At 69.1% G+C, this 21,791-nt stretch carries 21 protein-coding genes; 13 read left to right on the forward strand and 8 right to left on the reverse strand.

Annotation, left to right across the window (positions count from 1 at the left end; all coding sequences use genetic code 11):
• Positions 1–47: 47 nt before the first annotated feature.
• The 10 genes from AC4GYU_RS12295 to AC4GYU_RS12340 are packed head-to-tail and all read left to right on the forward strand — an operon-like array spanning position 48 to position 7,642.
• Positions 48–1,274 carry a hypothetical protein gene (locus AC4GYU_RS12295; protein ID WP_491087241.1) on the forward strand — a complete coding sequence of 409 codons (1,227 nt, stop codon included), beginning with the start codon at positions 48–50 and terminating at the stop codon, positions 1,272–1,274.
• 4 nt (positions 1,275–1,278) lie between these two features.
• The gene (locus tag AC4GYU_RS12300; protein ID WP_491087242.1) at positions 1,279–1,656 is read left to right on the forward strand and encodes a RidA family protein; all 378 of its coding nucleotides are present in this window, start codon (positions 1,279–1,281) and stop codon (positions 1,654–1,656) included.
• Positions 1,656–2,210: a hypothetical protein gene (locus tag AC4GYU_RS12305; protein ID WP_491087243.1), complete on the forward strand. Its 555-nt coding sequence runs from the start codon at positions 1,656–1,658 to the stop codon at positions 2,208–2,210. Before AC4GYU_RS12300 ends, AC4GYU_RS12305 begins: the two co-directional genes overlap by 1 nt.
• Before the next feature lie 16 nt (positions 2,211–2,226).
• Complete coding sequence (locus AC4GYU_RS12310) at positions 2,227–3,369, forward strand: acyl-CoA dehydrogenase family protein (protein ID WP_491087244.1); 1,143 nt, start codon at positions 2,227–2,229, stop codon at positions 3,367–3,369.
• Positions 3,366–4,418: an enoyl-CoA hydratase/isomerase family protein gene (locus AC4GYU_RS12315; protein WP_491087245.1), complete on the forward strand. Its 1,053-nt coding sequence runs from the start codon at positions 3,366–3,368 to the stop codon at positions 4,416–4,418. The genes AC4GYU_RS12310 and AC4GYU_RS12315 overlap by 4 nt, the downstream gene beginning before the upstream one ends.
• Positions 4,415–5,191, forward strand: a complete 777-nt coding sequence (locus AC4GYU_RS12320) for an enoyl-CoA hydratase (RefSeq protein WP_491087246.1) — start codon at positions 4,415–4,417, stop codon at positions 5,189–5,191. The genes AC4GYU_RS12315 and AC4GYU_RS12320 overlap by 4 nt, the downstream gene beginning before the upstream one ends.
• A gap of 11 nt (positions 5,192–5,202) precedes the next feature.
• Positions 5,203–6,108 carry a 3-hydroxyisobutyrate dehydrogenase gene (mmsB, locus tag AC4GYU_RS12325; protein ID WP_491087247.1) on the forward strand — a complete coding sequence of 302 codons (906 nt, stop codon included), beginning with the start codon at positions 5,203–5,205 and terminating at the stop codon, positions 6,106–6,108.
• A gap of 46 nt (positions 6,109–6,154) precedes the next feature.
• The gene (locus AC4GYU_RS12330; RefSeq protein ID WP_491087248.1) at positions 6,155–6,619 is read left to right on the forward strand and encodes a cytochrome c; all 465 of its coding nucleotides are present in this window, start codon (positions 6,155–6,157) and stop codon (positions 6,617–6,619) included.
• Complete coding sequence (locus AC4GYU_RS12335; protein ID WP_491087249.1) at positions 6,612–7,301, forward strand: cytochrome b/b6 domain-containing protein; 690 nt, start codon at positions 6,612–6,614, stop codon at positions 7,299–7,301. Before AC4GYU_RS12330 ends, AC4GYU_RS12335 begins: the two co-directional genes overlap by 8 nt.
• Positions 7,298–7,642, forward strand: coding sequence for a VOC family protein (locus AC4GYU_RS12340; RefSeq protein ID WP_491087250.1), 345 nt, complete (start codon positions 7,298–7,300; stop codon positions 7,640–7,642). The genes AC4GYU_RS12335 and AC4GYU_RS12340 overlap by 4 nt, the downstream gene beginning before the upstream one ends.
• Here AC4GYU_RS12340 and AC4GYU_RS12345 read toward each other — a convergent pair.
• The gene (locus AC4GYU_RS12345) at positions 7,639–9,621 is read right to left on the reverse strand and encodes a ComEC/Rec2 family competence protein (protein WP_491087251.1); all 1,983 of its coding nucleotides are present in this window, start codon (positions 9,619–9,621) and stop codon (positions 7,639–7,641) included. The genes AC4GYU_RS12340 and AC4GYU_RS12345 overlap by 4 nt on opposite strands.
• 136 nt (positions 9,622–9,757) lie before the next feature.
• Between AC4GYU_RS12345 and gltX the strand changes: the two genes are divergently transcribed.
• Together gltX and AC4GYU_RS12355 are read left to right on the forward strand one after the other, a co-directional pair.
• On the forward strand, positions 9,758–11,218 hold the full coding sequence (gene gltX, locus AC4GYU_RS12350; protein WP_491087362.1) for a glutamate--tRNA ligase: 1,461 nt from the start codon (positions 9,758–9,760) through the stop codon (positions 11,216–11,218).
• The gene (locus AC4GYU_RS12355; protein WP_491087252.1) at positions 11,215–12,498 is read left to right on the forward strand and encodes a citrate synthase; all 1,284 of its coding nucleotides are present in this window, start codon (positions 11,215–11,217) and stop codon (positions 12,496–12,498) included. The genes gltX and AC4GYU_RS12355 overlap by 4 nt, the downstream gene beginning before the upstream one ends.
• On the opposite strand, the gene AC4GYU_RS12360 is transcribed toward AC4GYU_RS12355, so the two are convergent.
• From AC4GYU_RS12360 to AC4GYU_RS12370, 3 genes are all read right to left on the reverse strand, one after another.
• Positions 12,495–13,805, reverse strand: coding sequence for a sensor histidine kinase (locus AC4GYU_RS12360; RefSeq protein ID WP_491087253.1), 1,311 nt, complete (start codon positions 13,803–13,805; stop codon positions 12,495–12,497). The two genes, AC4GYU_RS12355 and AC4GYU_RS12360, sit on opposite strands and share 4 nt — an antisense overlap.
• Positions 13,798–14,784 carry a hypothetical protein gene (locus AC4GYU_RS12365; RefSeq protein WP_491087254.1) on the reverse strand — a complete coding sequence of 329 codons (987 nt, stop codon included), beginning with the start codon at positions 14,782–14,784 and terminating at the stop codon, positions 13,798–13,800. Before AC4GYU_RS12365 ends, AC4GYU_RS12360 begins: the two co-directional genes overlap by 8 nt.
• A 73-nt stretch (positions 14,785–14,857) precedes the next feature.
• Complete coding sequence (locus AC4GYU_RS12370; protein WP_491087255.1) at positions 14,858–16,045, reverse strand: hypothetical protein; 1,188 nt, start codon at positions 16,043–16,045, stop codon at positions 14,858–14,860.
• A gap of 68 nt (positions 16,046–16,113) precedes the next feature.
• Between AC4GYU_RS12370 and AC4GYU_RS12375 the strand changes: the two genes are divergently transcribed.
• Positions 16,114–18,408: a coiled-coil domain-containing protein gene (locus AC4GYU_RS12375; protein ID WP_491087256.1), complete on the forward strand. Its 2,295-nt coding sequence runs from the start codon at positions 16,114–16,116 to the stop codon at positions 18,406–18,408.
• On the opposite strand, the gene AC4GYU_RS12380 is transcribed toward AC4GYU_RS12375, so the two are convergent.
• From AC4GYU_RS12380 to AC4GYU_RS12395, 4 genes are read right to left on the reverse strand one after another with little or no spacing between them, the layout of a single operon-like run.
• Complete coding sequence (locus AC4GYU_RS12380; RefSeq protein WP_491087257.1) at positions 18,405–18,665, reverse strand: DUF1467 family protein; 261 nt, start codon at positions 18,663–18,665, stop codon at positions 18,405–18,407. The two genes, AC4GYU_RS12375 and AC4GYU_RS12380, sit on opposite strands and share 4 nt — an antisense overlap.
• The gene (locus AC4GYU_RS12385; RefSeq protein ID WP_491087258.1) at positions 18,662–20,296 is read right to left on the reverse strand and encodes a ribonuclease J; all 1,635 of its coding nucleotides are present in this window, start codon (positions 20,294–20,296) and stop codon (positions 18,662–18,664) included. The genes AC4GYU_RS12380 and AC4GYU_RS12385 overlap by 4 nt, the downstream gene beginning before the upstream one ends.
• Positions 20,293–21,081, reverse strand: coding sequence for a type III pantothenate kinase (locus AC4GYU_RS12390; protein WP_491087259.1), 789 nt, complete (start codon positions 21,079–21,081; stop codon positions 20,293–20,295). Before AC4GYU_RS12390 ends, AC4GYU_RS12385 begins: the two co-directional genes overlap by 4 nt.
• 5 nt (positions 21,082–21,086) lie before the next feature.
• Complete coding sequence (locus AC4GYU_RS12395) at positions 21,087–21,788, reverse strand: biotin--[acetyl-CoA-carboxylase] ligase (protein ID WP_491087260.1); 702 nt, start codon at positions 21,786–21,788, stop codon at positions 21,087–21,089.
• Between the last annotated feature and the right edge of the window lie 3 nt (positions 21,789–21,791).

Here is a 21,791-nt window from a genome sequence, read left to right on the forward strand (position 1 = left end):
CCAACATTCCCCGAAAGCCGCGCTTCCCGCGGCCTTCGGGGGGTATCATGACGAAACTGACGCGTACGGCGGCCGTGCTGGCTGTCGCGACCTTGACCGCGCTCGCCGCGCCCGCCTCGGCTCAGCCGAAGCCCGAAAGCCAGGACACGCCCGAGGACATCGCCAAGGATGCCGCGCGCGACCTCAAGGACAATCGCTTCTACAACAAGCCGGGTGCGACCCGCGCGCAATATGACGCCGACTGGCAGGAGTGCCGACTGATCGCGCGCGGCTCCAAGCTCGTGAACGGGGCCACCACTTATTATAATCCCGCGCTCTACAATCCGTCGATCTCGCCGCTTGCCGCCGGCGTTGGCGGCGGGATCGGCGCAGCCATCGGGGCCGCCATCGCCGAGGGCATCCAGCGCCGCGAGAACCGCAAGCGCTGCCTGCTGATCAAGGGCTGGCAGATGGTGAAGCTGCCCGAGGCGAAGGCCGCCGCGGTCGCCGCTATGAGTGACGCGGACAAGACCGCCTATTTCAACAGCATCGTCGGTGCGGCCTCGGTCGAGGGCGAGATCGAGAAACGCGACCGCTTCTCCCCGCCGGCCGACCCGGCGCTCGCCGTCGCGCCCGACCTGACCGGCCCGGCGACACTCTGGCTGCACAAGGACCCGGCCAAGGCGGTCTTCCCGGTTCTCGAGCCCGGCCAGGGCGCGATCGTCGTCGCCTATCGCCGCAACCATCCGGCAGCCAAGGACCGCTTCGCCCGGCTCGAGCTGTTCCGCTACGACCGCGAGAAGGGCGACCTCCAGTACCAGCCGCGCGACTGGAAGAAGAAGGGCGACAAGACGACCTACGTCGTGCCAGTCCCGGCCGGCGATCGCCGCGCGACCTACGAACTGCGCGTGATCCCGGTGACGGCGGGCGACTATGTGCTCGGCGGCTGGATGATCGGCACCAACATGCCGCCGATGTCGAGCAACTGCTTCGGCGCCCCGATGCTGACGGTGAAGGCAGGCGAATATGCCTATCTCGCTGATGCCACCCCGATGATGGGCGCGCAGCTTTCCACTGGCGAGAAGATCTCGACCATGGTCTTTACCCGCAACCTCGGCGTGGCGCAGGAAGCGCTGGCCAGGCTTCGGCCCGAACTGGCCGGAAAGCTGGTCGAAGCCCCGATCGTCAACCGCGCGACCTACAGCTGCGCGGCGGTGACGATGGACCGCTACGACTGGCCGGGCGCGTCCGACCTCGCGGCGGCGGCGACCGCCACGGCCGAGGGCGGGCTGTAAGACGATGAAGCGCACTTCGGGCTGCTCGCCCTATGAACAGGCCTATGACTTTTCGCTGGCAGTCCGGGTGGGCGAGCGGATCATCGTCTCGGGGACGGCGCCGGTCGAGGATGATGGCTCCTCTACGCCCGGCGACGCTGCCGCACAGGCGCGCCGCTGCTTCGCGATCATCCTTCGCGCGATCGACGAACTGGGCGGAAGCGCCGCCGACGTGGTGCGGACGCGGATGTACATCGTCGATCCCGCCGACGCCGATGCGGTGGGCGCGGTGCATGGCGAAATCTTCCGTGATATTCGTCCGGCGGCGACGATGGTGGTCGTGAAAGCGCTGTTGCGCGACGAATGGCGGGTCGAGATCGAAGCTGAGGCGTTGGTGCGTTGATGCGTATCATTCTCTGCCTGGGCGCCGCCCTCACCCTCCCCGCCTGCCAACCCGCCGCCGACAAGGCCGATACCGGCGAAGCCATGGCCCGTGACGCCGGAGTCGGCGACGGTCCCACCGGCCGCGTCGGCAACCCCGTTTCCCGCGATGCCGAAAAAGCCGAAATCCCGGCCGACATCGACCAGGGGCACGTCGCCGAACGCGAGCCGGTCCCCGCCTCCAAGCCGACCAACATCCCCGAGCAGTTCCGGGGCCGCTGGGGTCTCACCGCCAACGACTGCAAGCCCGAATATGCCAGTGCCGCCAAGGGCCTCCTCGTCATCGACGACAATCGGCTGACCTTCTACGAAAGCCGCGGCACGCTCGACCGGATCGACCGCTGGGCTCCGGCCAACGTCTTCACCGCCAACTACGGTTTCTCTGGCGAGGGAATGAACTGGGAGCGGGTCATCACCTTCGAGCGCAGCGGACCCAAGTTGCGACGGACCGAGCAGGGGGGCGACGAAGGACCGGTCGACCTCACCTACACGGCTTGCCCGTCCGGAGCCGCTTGAGCTAACGGCCTCGGCCATGTCCCAGTTTGACCTGACCGATGACCAGCGCCAGATCCAGGAGATGGCGCGGGCCTTCACGGCCGCCGAGATCACCCCCAATGCCGCCGAGTGGGACGAGAAGCATATCTTCCCGCGCGACACGGTGAAACGCGCCGCCGAATTGGGCTTCGGCGCCATCTACGTGTCCGAGGAAAGCGGCGGGATCGGGCTCGGCCGGCTCGAATCGGCGCTGATCTTCGAGGCGATGAGCTATGGCTGTCCCTCGACCAGCGCGTTCATCTCGATCCACAACATGGCGGCATGGATGATCGACCGCTTCGGGTCGGACACGGTGAAACAGAAATATCTGCCGAGCATGATCGGGATGGAGCGTTTGGGCTCCTACTGCCTGACCGAGCCGTCCAGCGGGTCGGACGCCGCCGCGCTCAAGACGCGCGCGGTCCGTGACGGCGACCATTATGTCGTGTCGGGTTCCAAGGCCTTTATCTCGGGCGGCGGCGAGAACGAAATCTACGTCACCATGGTCCGCACCGGCGAGGACGGCCCCAAGGGTATCAGCTGCCTCGTCATCGAGAAGGACATGCCGGGCGTCAGCTTCGGCGCGCAGGAGCGCAAGCTCGGCTGGCATTCGCAGCCGACCGCGCAGGTCAATTTCGACGAGGTCCGGGTGCCGGTCGAGAATCGCGTCGGCGGCGAAGGCGAGGGCTTTAGGATCGCGATGATGGGCCTCGACGGCGGGCGCCTCAACATCGGTGCGTGCAGCCTCGGCGGCGGGCAGCGCTGCCTCGACGAGGCGGTGGCCTACACCAAGGACCGCAAGCAGTTCGGTACCGCGATCGCCGACTTCCAGAACACCCAGTTCATGCTGGCGGACATGGCGACCGAGCTCGAGGCGGCGCGCGCGCTCCTCTATCTCGCTGCGGCCAAGGTCACCGACAATGCGCCGGACAAGACCCGCTTCGCCGCCATGGCCAAGCGCCTCGCGACCGACACCGGCTCGACCATCGCCGACCGCGCGCTCCAGCTCCACGGCGGCTACGGCTATCTGATGGACTATCCGATCGAGCGCTTCTGGCGCGACCTTCGGGTCCACTCGATCCTCGAGGGCACCAATCAGGTCATGCGGATGATCACCGCGCGCGAGATGCTCCGCCAGTGACCAGCGATGTCCTGACGATCGTCGACGGCCCGCTCGGCCGAATCCGGCTCAATCGCCCGCGGGCGATCCATGCGCTGACCCGCGACATGTGCGTCGCGATGAGCGCGGCGCTGCGCACCTGGGCAAACGACCCCGCGATCGAGGCCGTGCTCATCGATCATGCCGAGGGCCGCGGCTTCTGCGCCGGCGGGGACGTCGTCGCGCTCGCGCGCTCGGGCGCGACCGACGGGAAAGAGGCGGAGGATTTCTTCTTCGAGGAATACCGCCTCAACCACCTGCTCTTCGCCTACCCCAAGCCCACCATCGCCATCATGGACGGGATCACCATGGGCGGCGGGGTCGGGATCGCCCTCCCCTGCCAGGTCCGGGTCGCGACCGAGGCGACCCGCCTCGCCATGCCCGAGACCGGTATCGGCCTCTTCCCCGACGTCGGCGGCGGGTGGTACCTGTCGCGGCTTCCGGGCCGGGTCGGGCAGTTCATGGCGCTGACCGGCGCGCGGCTCGACGGCGCGGAATGCCGCTACCTCGGCCTTGCGACCCATTATGTCCCGCAGGCCGCGTTGCCCGATCTGGTCGACCGGCTGAAGGCCGCGCCGAGCCGCGCGGCGGGCGCCGCCGGTGCGTTCGCGGATACGCCGCCCGCCGCCAGGATCGAGCAGAACCTGCCGCTCATCGCCAAGCTGTTTGCCGCCGACCGGCTCGAGGACGTCATCGCGGCGCTCGAGGCCGACGAGAGCGACTGGGCGCAGACCGAACTCGCCACGCTCCGCCGCAAGAGCCCCCTGTCGTGCAAGGTGTCGCTGAAGCTCCTTCACGACGGTGCGACGCGCGACAGCTTCGAGGACGAGATGCGCGCCGAATATGCCCTCGCGCGCAACGTCGTGAAGACGCATGATTTCGCCGAGGGCGTGCGGGCGTTGCTGATCGACAAGGACAACAACCCCGACTGGCAGCCGCCGCTGCCCGAAGCCGTGCTCGACGAAGTGGTGGACGCGCTGTTCGCCGAAGTCCCCGGCGAGGAATGGACGCCGTTTCCGGAGATCGCATGAGCAAGTACGACACCATCCTCGTCGAGCAGCGTGACGCCGTCACGCTGGTCACCCTGAACCGGCCGCAGGCGCTGAACGCGCTCAACAGCCAGGTGCTGGCCGAGCTGATCCAGGCCTTTGCGGCCTATGACGCCGACGACAGCCAGCGCTGCCTCGTCCTGACCGGTTCCGAAAAGGCCTTCGCCGCCGGCGCCGACATCAAGGAGATGCAGAGCCAGGGCTTCGCCGACATGTACGGCGCGAACTTCTTCGCCGGCTGGGAGCGGGTCACCGACACCCGCAAGCCGTGGATAGCGGCTGTCAACGGCTTCGCGCTGGGTGGCGGCTGCGAAGTCGCGATGATGGCCGATTTCATTATCGCCGGTGACAAGGCGAAATTCGGCCAGCCCGAGATCAAGCTCGCGGTGACCCCCGGCATGGGCGGATCGCAGCGGCTGGCGCACGCGGTCGGCAAGGCCAAGGCGATGGAGATGTGCCTGACGGGGCGGATGATGGGTGCCGAGGAGGCCGAGCGTGCGGGCCTGGTGGTGCGCGTGGTGCCGGCCGAGACTCTCGTCGAGGAAGCCCTCAAGACCGCCGCCGAGATCGCGGCCATGCCCCCGCTCGCGGCGATCGCGGCCAAGGAAATGGTCAATGCCGCCTTCGAGCTCCCGCTGGCGCAGGGCGTGCGCTTCGAGCGCCGGCTGTTCCATGGCCTGTTCGGGACCGCGGACCAGAAGGAGGGCATGAGCGCCTTCGTCGAGAAGCGTCCGGGCAACTGGACCGGAAAGTAGGAGCGTACAGCATGGCACGGATCGCGTTCATCGGGCTCGGCAACATGGGCGGCGGGATGGCCGCGAACCTCGCCAAGGCGGGTCATGAGGTCCGCGCCTTCGACCTCAGCGAGGCCGCGCTGGCCAAGGCCGAGGAGCGCGGCGTGAGCCGGGCAGCCGACGCATCCGCCGCGGTCGAGGGCGCCGATGCGGTCGTGACCATGCTTCCCGCCGGCAAGCATGTCGCCGAGGTCTATCGCAATTCGGTTTTCGGCAAGGCGCCGACTAGCGCCATCCTGCTCGATTGCTCGACCATCGACGTCGGCACCGCCAAGCGGGTCGAGGACGAAGCCAAAGCGGCAGGCTATGCGATGGTCGACGCCCCTGTCTCGGGCGGCATTGCCGCCGCTGAGGGTGGCACCCTGACCTTCATGGTCGGGGGAAGCGCCGACGCTTTCGAGCAGGCCCGGCCGATCCTCGAGAAGATGGGCAAGGCGGTGATCCACGCGGGCGACAGCGGCGCCGGGCAGGCCGCCAAGATCGTCAACAACATGCTGCTTGGCGTGACCATGGCCGGTACCTGCGAGGCCTTCGTGCTGGCGCAAAAGCTCGGGCTCGATCCGCAGACCTTCTTCGACATCTCGTCCAAGGCGAGCGGGCAGAGCTGGTCGATGACGTCCTATTGCCCGGTGCCGGGCGTCGGCCCCGAAACCCCCGCCGATCGGGGCTACGAGGGCGGTTTTGCCGCACAGCTGATGCTCAAGGACCTCAAGCTTGCGATGGAAGCCGCGCAGGCCGCAGGCGCCTACACGCCGATGGGCGGCGAGGCCGAGGAGCTCTACCAGCGCTTCGTCCAGCGCGGTGGCGGGCCGAAGGACTTTTCGGCCATCATCAAGATGATCGACGACAGCTGGACGCCGCCCGCGGACAGCAAGTAGGCTTGTAGATATTTGCGGGGCGAGAGGCTCCGCCGTGGAGACTGAGATGCGTGTGACCACCCTCCTTGCCGCGACCGGCCTACTTGCCGCCGGAACCGCCACCATCGCCGCCGCCCAATTGTCGAAGCCGGCCGCAGCCAAGATCCAGGCCCAGCGCCACCATGGCTATGAGCAGCTCGGCAAGGCGATGCGCATGGCCAAGCAGGGCATCGACAAGGGCGACGTCGGCGCGACCCGTGCGGCCGCCGGGCAGATCGCCGCGCTCGCCGCGCAGGCCCCGGGCTGGTTCCCCGCCGGCAGCGGCCCGGAGGCGGGCAAGACCTACGCCAAGGCCGCGATCTGGCAGAACAAGGCCGACTTCGACGCCAAGATGCGGAGCTTCGGGGTTGCGGCCAAGGCCTTCCAGGCCGCCGCGAACGGGGGCGATCTCGCCGCCGCCCGCGCCGCACAGGGCCGCCTCGGCCAGACCTGCGGCGCCTGCCACGACCTCTATCGCAACAAGCATGACTGATAGGCCCGGCACGCTCGCGGCCGATGCGTCGCTTGCGCTGCCCGTCTGGGATCTCCCGATTCGGCTGGTCCACTGGAGCCTGGTGCTGCTGATCGCCTTCTCCTGGTGGTCTGCGGAGAATGAGCGGATCGAGTGGCATCTGTGGAGCGGGCTGGCCGTCCTGTTCCTGCTGCTGTTCCGGATCCTGTGGGGCTTCCTCGGCAGTTCGACCGCGCGCTTCGCGTCGTTCGTGACCGGGCCGCGGCGATTGATCGCCTATCTGCGTGATCCCACCGCGTGGCGCGGGATCGGCCATACGCCGCTCGGCAGCCTCAGCGTGATCGCCCTCCTCTTCCTGCTGCTGCTCCAGGTCGGCTTCGGTCTGCCGCTGAGCGACGAGGACGGCCTCTACAGCGGCCCGCTCAATCGTCTGGTCAGCTTCGACACGGCCGAGCAGGCGCATACCATCCACGAAGCCCTGTTCACCGTGCTTCAGGGGCTCATCATCCTCCACGTCGGAGCGATTATCGTCTACCGGCTGAAGGGCAAGAAACTGGTCCGGGCGATGGTCACCGGACGCACCGAGATGGCCCCGGCTGGCGCGACGGCGATGGTCGCGGCGGGACCCGTCCGGCTGCTGATCTGTCTTGCTTTGGCCGGTGCCGTCACCTGGTGGATCGCCGCAGGAGTACCCGGACTATGACGCAGGCCCATGTCGATTATCTCGAATTGCCGAGCGCCAGCGCGCACGAACTGACCCGCGCCTTCTACGGGAAAGCGTTCGGCTGGACCTTCACCGATTACGGGCCCGACTATAGCGCGCATGAAGGCGGCGCCGTGGCGGTGGGGCTGCAGGGCGACCGCGAGGAAGCCCTGTCCGCGCCCCTCCCCGTCATCCGGGTCGACGATCTCGACGCCGCCTTCGACGCGGTGGTGAAGGCGGGTGGCCACATCGCCAAGGCGATCTTCGCTTTCCCGGGCGGCCGGCGGTTCCAGTTCATCGACCCGGGCGGCAACGAAATGGCGGTCTGGACTCCGGCCTAAGGCGCCGACCAGGGCAATCGACCGAGCTGCGCAGCGACCGTCCGGACTGTGCCACCGGCGACATCGACCGTGACCCCGCCCGTCCGCCGCAGCTGCGGAGGGTCGAGCGTCAGCCAGCGCGCCCGGCAGCCGCGCGGCAGCCGCCGGTCGGCGACCACGACGTCGGCCGCCGCGCAGGCGCGGGTGAGCGCCACCCAGTCGAGCCGCTGGCCCGATCGAAGTGCGAGCAGGCTCCGGCCGTGGCCGAGATCGGCGACGCAGCTGTCCCAGCTGCAGCGTGCCCGTGGGTAAGCGGCGAGCGGCGGCGGATCTCCATCGAAACCGGCATTTTCGGCCATCATCGAGCGGACGAAGTCCCCTGCCCGGTCGCGCAGGATCCACGGCGTGCCGGACGGATCGATCACCGCGAGATGCTTGCCGTCGCCCGTGACCATGAGGGCGGGAAGCGGCGCCAGCAGCGCCAGCAACGTTCCCAGCGCCATCGGGGCCAGCCCCCACCAGCGCCATGGACGGAGCCAGATGCATAGCCAGAGGCCGCCGCCGACGATCAGGCCAAAGGCGATGCGCGGCATGCCGGGCAACATCGCGACGGCGCCGGGGAAGCCAGCTACCAGGTGGGCGATCCGCAAGAGCAGGCCAATGGCGAGGCCCGTCAATTGCCAGAAGGCACCCCCCAGCCCCACGCCGTCGAAGATCAGCGCCGCGGCCTCGAGCGGCATGATGACGAAGGTCGTCAGCGGAATGGCGACGAGATTGGCCAATACGCCGAACAGACCGCTTTTGTGAAAATGGTAGAAAGCGAAGGGCATCAGCGCGATCTCGATGGCGAGACCAGTCGCGATCATCGCCCCAAGACCGCGCAGTCGGGCTTGCACAAATCCTTCCTCGCGGCGCTCGAACCAGCGCCGGAATGGCCGCGCGGCGTAGAGCGTGACGAGGGTCGTCACCGCGGCGAAGCTGAGCTGGAAGCTCGCCCCGGCGAGGGCCTCGGGCCGGATCAGCAGCACCACTGCCGCACCGGTGGCGATCAGGCGGATGCTGAGCGCCTCGCGCCCGAGCAGTACACCGGCCAGGATCAACACGGCAGCGATGCAGCTTCGGACCGTGGGCACCTGCAGGCCGGTGAGGACGGTATAGCCGATCCCCGCCGCCGCCCCGACGGCAAATCCGAGCGCGACGAGGTTGAGCCGAAGCGCAAGCGCCGGAACGAGCGCCAGCAAGCGCAGAGTCAGGACGTAGAAGAAACCAATGACCGCGGCGATGTGGAGGCCGCTCACCGAGAGAAGATGCGCAAGGCCCGAGCGCCGCATCGCCTCGGCATCCTCCTTCGCGATCGAGCCCTGGTCGCCGGTCACGAAGGCCGTGGCGATCCCTCCCTCGCCCCCCGGCAAGCGCTCGCGGATATGGGAGTCGAGGCGGTGCCGAACCGCTGCGAGGCCACTTTCACGAGCCGGGCGAAGCAAGGTGACGGGGCCGAGTGCCCGCCCGGTGGCCCCCAGTTCCGCGAACCAGGCGTCGCGGGCGAAATCATGCGTGCCCGGGAGCGCCATTGGCATTGGTGGGGCGAGCCGGGCGCGCGCGCTGATCAGCGCGCCTTCACCGAGCGTCGTGCCGAGGGCATCCGCTTCCGCGATGGGGAACGACAGGCGGAGCTTGGGCGGAAGCGCCGGGTCGTCCGGGCGCAGCGTCAGGCGCAGCGAATCCTTGGCGACCAGTCGCTCGGCCTGGAGCACCTCGGCGGTGAAGCTGGCAATGCGCGGCCGGTCGAGCCGCGGCGCCGCCACCTCGGTCGCCCGCCACCAGATGACCCCAAGCCCCAGCCCGGCGAAGAGCGCGAAGAAGAAGATCGCCCGGCCGCTCCGTCCGCCAAGGGCGATGCCGAGTCCCCCGATCCCGGCAGCGACCAGCAGGGCGGCACGCCATCCGGCGGGGTCCGCAAGCACCAGCCAGGCGGCGATTCCGGTGCCGAACGCAACCACCGACCACGGCGCTAACTGGGAACGTTCGGCCTCGAGGAGGCTTTCCGCACTTGCGAAGAGAGCGCGAGCTTGCCAGTGCGTGCCTGCCGGCGCGTCCAATCCGGATGCGGCCACGTCCATGCTGCCCCCTTTCGGGATGGCGGGCGATCCGGCAGAGTTAGGAAAGAGGAAAGCGCGCTTGAGCGCAAGCAGCATCGTCACCCGCTTCGCGCCCAGCCCGACCGGCTTCCTGCATATCGGCGGCGCGCGCACGGCCCTGTTCAACTGGCTTTTCGCCCGTCACCACGGCGGCCGCTACCTGCTGCGGATCGAGGATACCGACAAGGCGCGCTCGACACCCGAGGCGATCGAGGCGATCCTCGACGGACTCAGCTGGCTCGAGATTGCGGGCGACGGTGAGCCCTATTTTCAGTCGGCGTTCGAAGCCCGCCATGCCGAGGTCGCCCACGAGCTGATAGCGCGCGGCGCGGCCTATCGCTGCTACCTGACGCCCGAGGAGCTGGCCCGCCGGCGCGAGCAGGCGCAGGCCGAGCGACGCCCCTTCCGCGTGACCAGCGAATGGCGCGACAGTGGCGAGGCTCCGCCCGAGGGCGCGCCCTATGTCGTCCGGATCAAGGCGCCGCGCGAAGGCGAATCGGTCATCGAGGACATGGTCCAGGGCCGCGTGGTCGTGAAGAACGAGGAGCTCGACGATTTCGTCCTGCTCCGTTCGGACGGCACTCCGACTTACATGCTGGCGGTGGTGGTCGACGATCATGACATGGGCGTGACCCACGTCATCCGCGGTGACGACCATCTCAACAACGCCTTCCGCCAGCTCACCATCATCCAGGCGATGGGATGGCCCGAGCCGACCTACGGCCACATTCCGCTGATCCACGGCGCCGACGGGGCCAAGCTGTCGAAGCGGCACGGCGCGCTCGGCGTCGACGCCTATCGCGACGAGCTCGGAATCCTGCCTGAGGCCCTCTTCAACTATCTCCTCCGCCTCGGCTGGGGTCATGGCGACGACGAGATCATCAGCCGCGAGCAGGCGATCGAATGGTTCACCATGGACCATGTCGGCAAGAGCCCGAGCCGGTTCGACACCAAGAAGCTCGAGAACCTCAACGGCCACTACATTCGGCACGCCGACGATGCCCGGCTGGCGGTGCTGGTCGGCCAGCGCCGCGGCGGGCTCGAGGGCGAGGGACTGGCCTTGCTCGAGCGGGCGATGCCCGAGCTGAAGGCGCGGGCCAAGGATCTGAACGAGCTCAGCGCCAATGCCGACTTCCTCTTCGTGCAGCGGCCGCTCGCGCTCGACGAGAAGGCCGCGACCTTGCTCGACGACGACGCGCGCGCGCTGCTCGGCAAGATCCACGCCGCGCTCGCCAGCGCCGACTGGACGCACGACGGAACGGAACAGGCGGTCAAGGCGCTTGCCGAGACGGAGGGACTGAAGCTCGGCAAGCTTGCCCAGCCGCTCCGCGCGGCGCTGACCGGCCGGGCCACCAGCCCCGGCATCTTCGACGTGCTGGTACTGCTGGGGCAGGACGAGAGCCTGGCCCGGATCGCCGATCAGATGACGAACAAATCTTCTTCAACGGAGCTTGAATGATGTCGAATGCCAACCTGAAGCTGGGCGACAAGAGCCTCGACATGCCGGTCCTGAGCGGCAGCGTCGGGCCGGACGTCGTCGACATCCGCAAGCTCTACGGCCAGGCCGACGTCTTCACCTACGATCCGGGCTTCACCTCGACTGCGAGCTGCCAGAGCAAGATCACCTACATCGACGGCGAGGCGGGCATCCTGCTTCACCGCGGTTACCCTATCGACCAGCTCGCCGAGCAGTCGAGCTTCATGGAGACGGCCTATCTGCTGCTCCACGGCGAGCTTCCGAGCAAGGACGAGTTCGACCGCTTCACCTACACCATCAGCCGCCACACGATGGTCCATGAGCAGCTCGCGCAATTCTACCGCGGCTTCCGCCGCGACGCGCACCCGATGGCGATCATGTGCGGCGTGGTTGGCGCGCTCTCGAGCTTCTACCATGATTCGACCGACATCACCGATCCCAAGCAGCGCGAGATCGCCTCGCACCGCCTGATCGCCAAGATGCCGACGATCGCGGCCATGGCCCACAAGTACAGCATCGGGCAGCCGTTCCTCTATCCCGACAACTCGCTGAGCTACACCGGCAACTTCCTGCGGATGACCTTCGGCGTCCCGGCCGAGGAATATCTGGTGAACCCGGTGGTCGAGAAGGCGATGGACCGGATTTTCATCCTTCACGCCGACCATGAGCAGAACGCCTCGACTTCGACCGTCCGCCTCGCCGGCTCGTCGGGCGCCAACCCGTTCGCCTGTATCGCTGCAGGCATCGCCTGCCTGTGGGGCCCGGCGCATGGCGGCGCCAATGAGGCTGCGCTCAACATGCTGCGCGAGATCGGCCGGGTCGAGAACATCCCGGAATATATCGCCCGCGCCAAGGACAAGGACGATCCCTTCCGCCTGATGGGCTTCGGCCACCGCGTCTACAAGAACTTCGACCCGCGCGCGAAGGTCATGAAGCAGACCGCCGACGAGGTGCTGAAGGAGCTCAACATCTCCGACCCGGTCCTCGACGTCGCCAAGGAGCTGGAGCGGATCGCCCTCTCGGACGACTATTTCATCGAGAAGAAGCTTTACCCGAACGTCGACTTCTATTCGGGCGTCATCCTCAACGCGATCGGCTTCCCAACCGAGATGTTCACCGCTCTGTTCGCCCTTGCCCGCACCGTCGGCTGGGTCGCGCAGTGGAACGAGATGATCGCCGACCCCGAGCAGAAGATCGGTCGTCCGCGCCAGCTCTACACCGGCGCCACGCAGCGCGATTATGTGGCGGTCGGCAGCCGTTAAGAGGACGGGAGGGTCAGCCTGAAGCTGGCCCCGGCGGCGCTGTCGAGCAGTTCGACATCGCCGCCCATCTCCCGCGCCAGCCGGCGCGAGATGGCGAGCCCGAGCCCCGCCCCGCCCTGCCCGGGCTCGGCCTGCTCGAAGCGTTCGAAGATACGGAAGCGGTCCGCGGGGGCGACCCCCGGGCCGCTGTCGTTGACGGTGACCGCCGCTTCCGCCCCGCTTTCGAGGATGATGGTCACTGCCCCGCCCTCGGGCGAGAAGCGGACGGCATTGCCGATCAGGTTGACGAGGATCTGCGTCACCGCGCGCGGCTGACCGCGGGCAGGCACGCTCCCTTCCCCGCCGACATCGAGCAGCACGCCGCGGGTACTGGCTTGCGCCTGCACCAGGCCAGCGGCATCGAGCACCAGTTCGGCAAGGTCGACCGGCTCGCCCTGAACCGCGCCCCCCTCGCCTTCGCCGCCCGGGCCGAGCGCTGCGAGCAGGTCGAGGAGATGCTTCGCCGCCGCGGCAATATCCGAGCCATAGCCGGCATAATCGGTCTTGAGCGGCCCCTGGCTACGCGCGGCGATCTCCTCGGCCTGGCCGATGATCGACGCCAGCGGTTCCTTGAGGAGGTCGTCGAGCGGCGGAAGCGGTGCCTGGGGCTGGACCGACCCGCCGTTGCGGACGGTCACCGCATAACCCTGGAAGCGGTCGCCTTCGATGCGCGGAGTGCCGTCGAGCATCACCCGGCTTTCGCCCGAGCGCAGTTCGGCCGGCTGTCCTTCGAACGCAGTGCGTTCGCTCGCCGCCGACAGGAGGGGCAGGTTGCCGCCGTCGTCCTCGACCGGCCGGAACAGGCGCGTCAGCGGCTGCCCCACCACGTCTGCGGGATCGAGGTCGAAGCGGCGGGCGAGTGACGGGCCAATGCTGAGCACGCGAAGCGCTGCGTCGGTGACGAGGTCTTCGGCAGCCCGCTCTTCGGTCTCGGTCGCGCCCGCACCCCGGCCCGACCAGCGCGCACGCGCCGGAAGCCGCGCGATCCATCGTTCGACCGACAGGGTGACGCCGTCGGCATCCGGTTCGGCACGGATGATGAGGTCGAGATCTTCCTCCGCGGAAGCCGCGCTTACCGGCCGGGTGATCGCAACCCCGAGCCGCGCCGCGAGCCGTGCCAGCGAGGCGATCTGCGGCACCGCGAGCGCAAGGCCAAGGCCGGCTCCGGCCTCCTCCTGAAGCGCGAGCAGCGGCGGGTCGGCCGCGACCAGCCGACCTTCGCGGTCGATCCGGGCGCCGATCGGCGGTTGGACGGGCAGGCTAGCCACGGCGGTGAAGGATCGCCTTGGCCCGGCGATAGCTGGGCGGAAGCACGAGTTCGCGGCGGACGGCCTCGACATCACCGGGTGCGAGCTCATCGAACTGTTCGATTGCCTGAACTGGATCGCCAAGCCCGAGCGCCGGGCCCGCATTGGCGAGGAAGGCCGCGGCTTCGATGCGCGGAACGTTGGCGAGGCGCAGCAACAGGGCGACCTGCTCGCCCCCGGCAAGCAGGCTCCGCCAGGCTTCGTCGGCGGCGATGCCCGCTTCGACCGCGAGCAGCGCCGCGATCATCGGCGCTTCGCCATCCTGCGCCAGCGCGACGAGCAGGCCAGGCGCGCGGCGCCCATCGGGCCCGAGGGCGATGGCGAGCGCAACCTCGAGCTCCTCGACCGTCGCCGGCTCCGGGCGTTCGCGGATGATCTGCGCCGCGGCATTGGCGACCTCGACATCGCTCGGTTCGCTGCAGCGTGCGCCGAGCGCGGCCGCGACGGCAAGGACCAGTCCTTGCGCAAGCACCGGCGGAAGGTCACCAAGGTCGAGCGCGGCGCGGCCATAGCGATCCCGTCCCCGGCCCCGCGCGGTGACCACCGCCATCGCGGCGGCGGCGATCTCGCCCTCTTCGTGCGCCGTCCAGCGCTGGAGGGTCGTCCGCCCGCCATGGCCGGCCTGGGCCAGCCGCTGCACGTCGGCGCGGCGCAGCAGGACGCCGACCAGCGTCTCGTCCTGAAGCAGGCTCGCCCGGCTGAGATCGGCGATAAGCTCGGCCGCATTGGCGGCGCAGGCCTGCGCCCGATCCTCGTCGAGGCGGGCGCGAAGTTCGTCGGCGATCCGCTCGATCAGGCCATGGAGCATGGCCGTCATCAGTGCCCGCTCCTGCTCGGTCAGGCGCGCATCCAGTGGAAGGAAGAAATCCTGGACGACGGACGCAAGCCGGCGCTCTCCCGACACCGGCAAGGCGGTCGGCGGGCGGTCGCTCCTGCCCATCACGGGCGGGGCGGCAATAGGCCACTCACTGGGCATTGCTGACCGCATTAGCGCAGATGGCGTTAACGGCGCGTCAATCGCCTTCCGTGGGCGTGAGGACGAGATGCTGGACGATGAAGAAGCTGATCGCGGCATAGGCTGCAAGCATGACGATCAACAGGCTCCAGGCGCCGAAGGCAGCGAAGGGAATGGCGGCGAAGAGGGCCGCGCGCGGGCTGAACAGCCAGAGATCGGGCCCGAGTTCGCGGCTGCGGCGCTCGATCCGGGACGCCTCGCCGAAGGCGATGGTAGCGGCGGCCGCGACCAGTGCGCCCCAGCCCCCGCCATGCCGTGTCTCGAACCAGGCAAGGCCGAGCAGCGCAAGACCATGCGCTGGTGCCAGCAGCCTCAGCGGCAGCGACTGGCGCGAGAAGGGCCGGAGCCGGACCGTCGACAGGCGCTCGGCGAGGCGGTCGAGCGGTGTCGCGGCAAGGAGCAGGCCCATCGCCCACCACGGAAGGCCGCGGGTGAAGAGTAGCGCCGCCCCGAGGATCAACGCCAGCGCCAAGCCGATCAGCCAGGAAGGCTGCACCGGTGCGCCCATCAGCTGGCGGGTGAGGAAATCCTCGATCGGGGGAAGGACGAACCGGCTCGGCCAGTCGCGCCGCCGGCTGCGCGAGCTGGCGAGCAGGTGGCGGTCGAAGGCCTCGGCGCTGTCCACGCTCCCGGCGATGAACGGGGTCAACCCCTCGGGTGCGGGAACCAATCTGGCGCCATGCTGGACCGCGCGGCGAAGCAGGGTCGACTGGAGATCCCAGTCGCCGAGCATCCGCGCGGTGTCGGCAAGAAGGCTGCTGTCGATCAGCGCAAGGCCCGACCAGCGGCTGCGATCGTCGATCCGCTCGAACGCCTCGTGCCGCTCGTCGTCAGGAACGGTGAGGATGGTCCGCGCCTCCTCTTCGGCGAGGTCGGCTAGGAGCGCGGGCGCGGGCGCGACGCCGTCCGCCATCTGCAGCACGGCGAGATCGGGATCGAAGCGGGCCGCGGCCTCGCTCGCGTCGCTGACCGGCACCACGCCGATGCCCTCGCCGCGAAGCCGCTCGAACGCAGCCTGGAGCGCCGGGGGAACGCGCTCGACGAGCACGACAATGGGGGCCGCGCCGATCGCGGCGGCGCAGCGCGCCTGATATTCCACCAAGGTACGGCCAGCGAGCGGCGCAAGCGCGTGAAGCGCACCACCATCATCCTCGCCATGAGCCGCGATCAATGCGCCGAGCGCCATTCCTCCCCTCCCGTGGCGCATCCTCTTGCACGCTTCCGAATGCGAGCAAAGGTGGTAAACATGGTCTTATGCGATCGCCCCTTCCCCGCTCCGCCGCCGGCACTCCCGATGAACCGCTCGAACTGACGGACAGCCTTGGCTGGGACGCGCCGGTCGATCAGGCGGCGGTTGGCGAGGATGATGCGACCCTCCCCGCGCCGAGGCATGACCAGGGGGCGGGTGGGCGTCAGGTGCTTGCCGTCACCCTCGTCATTCTCGGCACCGCCTGGGTCGGGTTCATCGCCTGGCAGCTCGGGAAGACGAGCCTGACGCTGGCCGCCGTCCCCAACTGGCTGTCGCTCGCCGCCGGCCCGCTCGCCCTGCTGGCGCTGACGTGGCTGGTCTTCGGCCGCACGCGCCGCCGCGAGGCCGAACGCTTCACCCAGTCGGTGCTGGCGATGCGGTCCGAGGCGCAGAGCCTCGAGCAACTGCTCGGCGTCCTTCGCCAGCGCCTCGACGAGGAGCAGGCGGCGCTCGGCGCTCATGCCGACCGACTGATGCGCCTTGGCGACGAGACCAGCCACCGCCTCGGCGGCGTCACCCGCGACCTCAATGCCGGAAGCGAAGTGCTCGGGCGTCATGCCGCCGCGCTCGACCGCGCCGCCGAAAGCGCGCGCAACGACATTGCCGTCCTGCTCGACGACCTTCCGCGCGCCGAGGCAAGCAGCCGCGCGATGGCCGCCGAATTGCGAGGCTCTGGCCGCGAGGCGAGCGCCCAGGCGGCATCGCTCGAAGCCCAGCTCGCCGCGATCAGCGGCCGCGCGCGCGAGGCCGAGGACATGGTCGGCGGGGCCGCGCAGCGCCTCGTCGCGCACCTTACCCAGATCGAGACGGCCGGATCGGCCGCCGCCACCCGCGTCGGTGACGTCAGCACCGCCGCTTCGGCCGAGGTCGACGCGCTGCTGGTCCGCACCAGCCAGGCGCTGAACGACATCCGGTCGGGCATTGACGAACAGGCTGCCGCCGTGCGCGGCCTGATCGACCAGAGTGCCGCGGCGATCGGAGTCGCGGGCCAGGATGCCGCCGAGCGGCTCGGCAGCCGCCTCGGGTCGGCCGGCCAGGCGCTCGACGGCCTCTCCGCCCGGATCGCCGAGCAGGACCGTGCCGTCACTGCCCTCGTCAGCGGGCTCGAGCGCCAGCTCGGCGACGTCGACCAGCGCTTCGTCGACCTTGCCGCCGAAGGCGACCTTCGTGCCCAGGCCGTGGCGACCGCGATCGATCGGGTCCGCCGCGAACTCGACGGCCTCGCCTCGCAGCAGGCAGCGAGCGGCGGCACCCTCGAGGATCTTGCCAGCCGGACCGAACAACTTCGTTCCTCCGTGGCCGCGCTCCAGCGCGAATGCGGCGACGAACTCACGGGCGCGCTCGGCCTTGCCGAAGGCGGCGCCGAAAGGCTGCTCGCGGCGGTCCAGGCCGCCCGGCCCGACATCAGCTGGATCAGCGAAGCCGCAGGCGAAGCCGGAACGCGGCTCGAGCAGGGCACCGCAAACCTCGCCGGCCAGCAGGAGCGCCTCGCCGCGTTGCTCGCGACCATCGACAGCGGCGTCGGCACGGCCCAGCAGCGCCTGTCCGAGCTGGGCCAGGCGATCGCCACGGCCGAGCAGGACGCGACCCGGCTTCAGGCCGAGACCGGCCCGGCCCTCGTCCAGGCGATGGTGCAGATCCGAGAGGCCGCCGCGCAGGCCTCGACCCGGGCCCGCGAGGCGCTCGCCGCCGTGGTCCCCGAGACCGCCGACCAATTGTCGGCGCAGGCCCGCGCCGCGCTCACCCGCGCGGTCGAGGACAGCGTCCGCGCGCAGCTTGCCGACGTCGAGCGGGTCGCGACCGAGGCGCTGGCCGCCGCCCGCACCGCGTCCGAGGGCCTGTCGCGCCAGATGCTCAACATCGGCCGAACCGCCGCCGCGCTCGACCAGCATATGACCAAGGTCAGCGAGGACGAGCGTGCCGGCGAGAGCGAAGCTTTCGCGCGCCGCGCCAGCGTCCTCATCGATTCGCTCCACTCGGCCTCGATCGATGTCGGCCGGATCCTCAGCGACGAGGTCGATGACCGCGCCTGGTCGGCCTATCTGAAGGGCGACCGCGGCGTCTTCACTCGCAAGGCGGTGCGCCTGCTCTCGTCGGGCGATCAGCGGCTGCTCGACCAGCAGTTCGGCGCCGACGCCGAATTCGCAGCGTCTGTCACCCGCTACGTCCAGGATTTCGAGGCCATGCTCCGCCGCGTCTCGGCCGAGCGCGAGGGCGGCATGATGGCGGTCACGCTGCTGTCGAGCGACATGGGCCGCCTCTACACTGCGCTTGCGCAGGTGCTGGAGCGGCGGCGCTAGTTGTAGAAGTCGAGGTCTTCGGCGCCGATCCAGCCGAAGACGAAGTTTGCGTAAAAGAGCGCGAACAAGAGCAGCGAGACGAGCCCCGAGCGCAGGAGATGCCGCTTGAGGTCGAACCGGTGGGGGGCGCTGTCGGCCTGTCCCGCCACCCGCTCGGCGCCCACTTCCTCGTCGGTCCTCACCCCGAACGGCAGCAGCAGGAAAGCCGTGAAGGTGAAGAAGAGGAAGTAGATCGCAAGGGCCGAGCCGATCTTCACAGGCGGGTCACCAGCACTTCCACGGTCGGCTTCTTGCCGGTCCACAAGGTGGCGCAGCGACGGACTGCCAGGCGGACGTTTTCGCGCAGCTTGTCGAAGTCGCGCCCGGGCTCGACCGCCCGCGCGGCAGTGTCGGTGCAATCGCGCAGGAAGTCCTCGAGATCGGCCTCGACCGGCACGCCGACGGGTCGGATCACCGGGTCGGCCGCGAGCGTCCCGCCCTTGCCGAGCACCACGCTGACCGCGATCACGCCTTGGAAGGCAAGCCGCCGCCGCTCGTTGATGGTGGCGCCGTCGGACGGGAGGATGACGTCGCCGTCGAGCACCAGCCGCCCGACCCGCTCCTCGCCGAGCTTCTTCGCGTCGCCAGGTCCGAGGCGGATGAGGTCGCCATTGGTCTGGACCAGCGCCTTGGGGATGCCACTCGCGATGCCGAGCCGCGCCTGCTCGAGGAGGTGGCGGCGCTCGCCATGGACCGGGACCAGCAGCTTGGGCCGGATCCAGCCATACATCTTGACCAGTTCGGGCCGCCCCGGATGGCCCGACACGTGCACGTGCGCCTGGCGCTCGGTGACGGTGCGGACGCCAAGCTCGGCAAGCTGGTTCATCACCCGCCCCACCGCGGTCTCGTTGCCGGGAATCTGGCGCGAGGAGAAGATGACGGTGTCGCTCTCCCCGAGCTTGATCTCATGCTGCCCCGAGGCGATCCGGCCGAGCGCCGCGCGCGGCTCGCCCTGCCCGCCGGTCGCAATCACCAGTAATTCCTTGCGCGGCAGCCGCATCGCCTCGTCGTAGCGGACGGTCTCGGGGAAGTCGGTGAGGTAGCCGGTGGCCTTGGCGACCTTGAGGTAGCGTTCGATCGAGCGGCCCGCGACCGCGACCCGGCGGCCGGTTTCCTCGGCCACGCGCCCGATCGTGTGCAGCCGCGCCGCATTGGATGCGAAGGTGGTGACCACCACCCGGCCCGGAGCATCGGCCACAGTCTTCAGCAGGCCGTCGAACACGGTCGCCTCTGACCCCGATTCCACCTCGGTGAAGGCGTTGGTGGAATCGCAGATCATCACGTCGATGCCGCGGTCCCCGATCGCCTGAAGCTGCTCGGGACTGGTCGGATTGCCTAGCACCGGGGTCGCATCGAGCTTCCAGTCGCCGGTGTGGAAGACCTTGCCGAACGCCGTCTCGATGAGGAGCGCATTGCTCTCGGGGATCGAGTGGGCGAGCGGCACCGGGGTCACCCGGAAAGGCCCGAGGTCGAGCACGTCGCCCGGATGAATGAGCTTCAGCGGCACCTGGCCGGTCAGCCCCTCTTCCTCGAGCTTGTGGGCGATGAGGCCCGCGGTGAACGGCGTCGCGTAGAGCGGCACCTTGAGGTCGGCCGCGAGATAGGGAAGCGCCCCGATATGGTCCTCGTGACCGTGCGTCAGCACCAGCCCGACGAGGTCACGGCGGCGCTTCTCGATGAATTCGAGGTCGGGAAGGACAAGGTCGATCCCGGGATAGTCCTGTTCGCCGAAGGTCATCCCGCAATCGACCATCAGCCACTTGCCCTGGGTGCCATAGAGATTGACGTTCATGCCAATCTCGCCCGACCCGCCGAGCGCTAGGAAAAGGAGTTCGTCGCCTGGTGTCACTGTTTGTCCTTGCGGGCGCGCTGCCACAGCAGGGCCAACCCTTGAATGGTGAGATCGGGCTCGATCGTGTCGAACACCCGCATATGCTGCTGGAAGAGGGTGGCGAGGCCGCCCGTGGCGATGGTCGTGACCGGACGGCCGATCTCGGCCTTGACGCGGCCGAGCAGGCCCTCGATCATCGCGACATATCCCCAGTAGATGCCGGACAGCATCTGGCTGGCCGTGGTCCGTCCGATGACGGTCGGATCGGCGGGCGCCTCGATCGCAATGCGCGGAAGCTTGGCCGCCGCGGCGACCAGGGCGTCGAGCGAGAGGTTGATCCCGGGCGCGATGATGCCGCCCTTGTAGGCCCCGTCATAGTCGACGACGTCGAACGTGGTCGCCGTACCGAAGTCGATGACGACGAGATCGCCCGGATGGCGCGCGTGCGCGGCGATGGCGTTCAGCGCGCGGTCGGCCCCGACATTGTGCGGCTCGTCGACGTCGAGGCGGATGCCCCATTCCGCAGCCCCCTGCCCCGCGACCAGCGCCTCCACCCCGAAATATTTCGAGGACAAGACCTGCAGGTTGTGGAGCGCGCGCGGCACGACGGTGCCGATCATCACACCTTCGACATCGCCACGTGCGTAGCCTTCAAGGCTAAGGAGCTGATGAAGCCAGACGGCATATTCGTCGGCGGTACGGCGGGGATCGGTCGCAATCCGCCAGCGCGCGGCGATCTGGCCGTCGGCGCCGACCAGCGCGAAGACGACGTTGGTATTGCCGGCATCGATGGCGAGCAGCATGAGGTTCAGGCGTTCCCGAGCATGACGTCGGCGGCGTGGATGCGCCGCTCCTCGCCGCTTGGCAAGGAAAGCCGCAGCGCGCCATCCTCGGCAAGGCCAGCGAACCGGCCCTCGATCTTCTCCTCGGCCGAGACATGGACCGACAGGGGCGTGCCGACCGGATGCGCGCTTTCAAGCCACAAGGCGGCGACCGTCACCTGATCCTCGCGCCAGCGGGCGAGTTCGCGGGTGAAGGCGGCGGCGAGCAAGGGCGCGAAGGCTTCGGGACTGACGAGGGCAATCCCGGAGAGCGCCGCCGTCTCGCGCCCCTCGATGGCGGGCGCATGGGCGAGATTGACACCGAATCCCGCCACGACCCGATCGCCCTGCCGTTCGAGCAGGATGCCCGCCAGCTTGGCCGAACCGAGCAGGAGGTCATTCGGCCACTTCAGCATCAGCCCAGTGGCCGGCGCCGCCGCTTCGACCGCGCGCATCAGCGCGAGTCCCGCGACCAGCGACAGGCTGCTCGCCGGCGGATCGGTCGGCAGCAGGCGGACGAGGGTCGAGCCATGGAAATTGCCGCGGGGGCTGTCCCACTGGCGATTCTGCCGGCCCCGACCGCCGTCCTGCAGGCCTGCGACCAGCCACTCGCCATCGGCCGCATCCGTCGCGGCGAGCAGGTCGCTGTTGGTCGAACCGGTCCGCTCGACGAAGCGGATTCGCGGCATCGA

It is taken from the genome of Sphingomonas sp. SP2, from assembly GCF_058313385.1.

Excerpts from the sequence above, each read along its gene's own strand:
- AC4GYU_RS12295 (WP_491087241.1), top strand. The coding sequence starts at position 48 with ATGACGAAACTGACGCGTACGGCGGCCGTGCTGGCTGTCGCGACCTTG.
- AC4GYU_RS12300 (WP_491087242.1), top strand. The coding sequence starts at position 1,279 with ATGAAGCGCACTTCGGGCTGCTCGCCCTATGAACAGGCCTATGACTTT.
- AC4GYU_RS12305 (WP_491087243.1), top strand. The coding sequence starts at position 1,656 with ATGCGTATCATTCTCTGCCTGGGCGCCGCCCTCACCCTCCCCGCCTGC.
- AC4GYU_RS12310 (WP_491087244.1), top strand. The coding sequence starts at position 2,227 with ATGTCCCAGTTTGACCTGACCGATGACCAGCGCCAGATCCAGGAGATG.
- AC4GYU_RS12320 (WP_491087246.1), top strand. The coding sequence starts at position 4,415 with ATGAGCAAGTACGACACCATCCTCGTCGAGCAGCGTGACGCCGTCACG.
- mmsB (WP_491087247.1), top strand. The coding sequence starts at position 5,203 with ATGGCACGGATCGCGTTCATCGGGCTCGGCAACATGGGCGGCGGGATG.
- AC4GYU_RS12330 (WP_491087248.1), top strand. The coding sequence starts at position 6,155 with ATGCGTGTGACCACCCTCCTTGCCGCGACCGGCCTACTTGCCGCCGGA.
- AC4GYU_RS12335 (WP_491087249.1), top strand. The coding sequence starts at position 6,612 with ATGACTGATAGGCCCGGCACGCTCGCGGCCGATGCGTCGCTTGCGCTG.
- AC4GYU_RS12340 (WP_491087250.1), top strand. The coding sequence starts at position 7,298 with ATGACGCAGGCCCATGTCGATTATCTCGAATTGCCGAGCGCCAGCGCG.
- gltX (WP_491087362.1), top strand. The coding sequence starts at position 9,758 with ATGGCGGGCGATCCGGCAGAGTTAGGAAAGAGGAAAGCGCGCTTGAGC.
- AC4GYU_RS12355 (WP_491087252.1), top strand. The coding sequence starts at position 11,215 with ATGATGTCGAATGCCAACCTGAAGCTGGGCGACAAGAGCCTCGACATG.
- AC4GYU_RS12365 (WP_491087254.1), bottom strand. The coding sequence starts at position 14,784 with ATGGGCAGGAGCGACCGCCCGCCGACCGCCTTGCCGGTGTCGGGAGAG.
- AC4GYU_RS12370 (WP_491087255.1), bottom strand. The coding sequence starts at position 16,045 with ATGGCGCTCGGCGCATTGATCGCGGCTCATGGCGAGGATGATGGTGGT.
- AC4GYU_RS12375 (WP_491087256.1), top strand. The coding sequence starts at position 16,114 with ATGCGATCGCCCCTTCCCCGCTCCGCCGCCGGCACTCCCGATGAACCG.
- AC4GYU_RS12390 (WP_491087259.1), bottom strand. The coding sequence starts at position 21,081 with ATGCTGCTCGCCATCGATGCCGGCAATACCAACGTCGTCTTCGCGCTG.
- AC4GYU_RS12395 (WP_491087260.1), bottom strand. The coding sequence starts at position 21,788 with ATGCCGCGAATCCGCTTCGTCGAGCGGACCGGTTCGACCAACAGCGAC.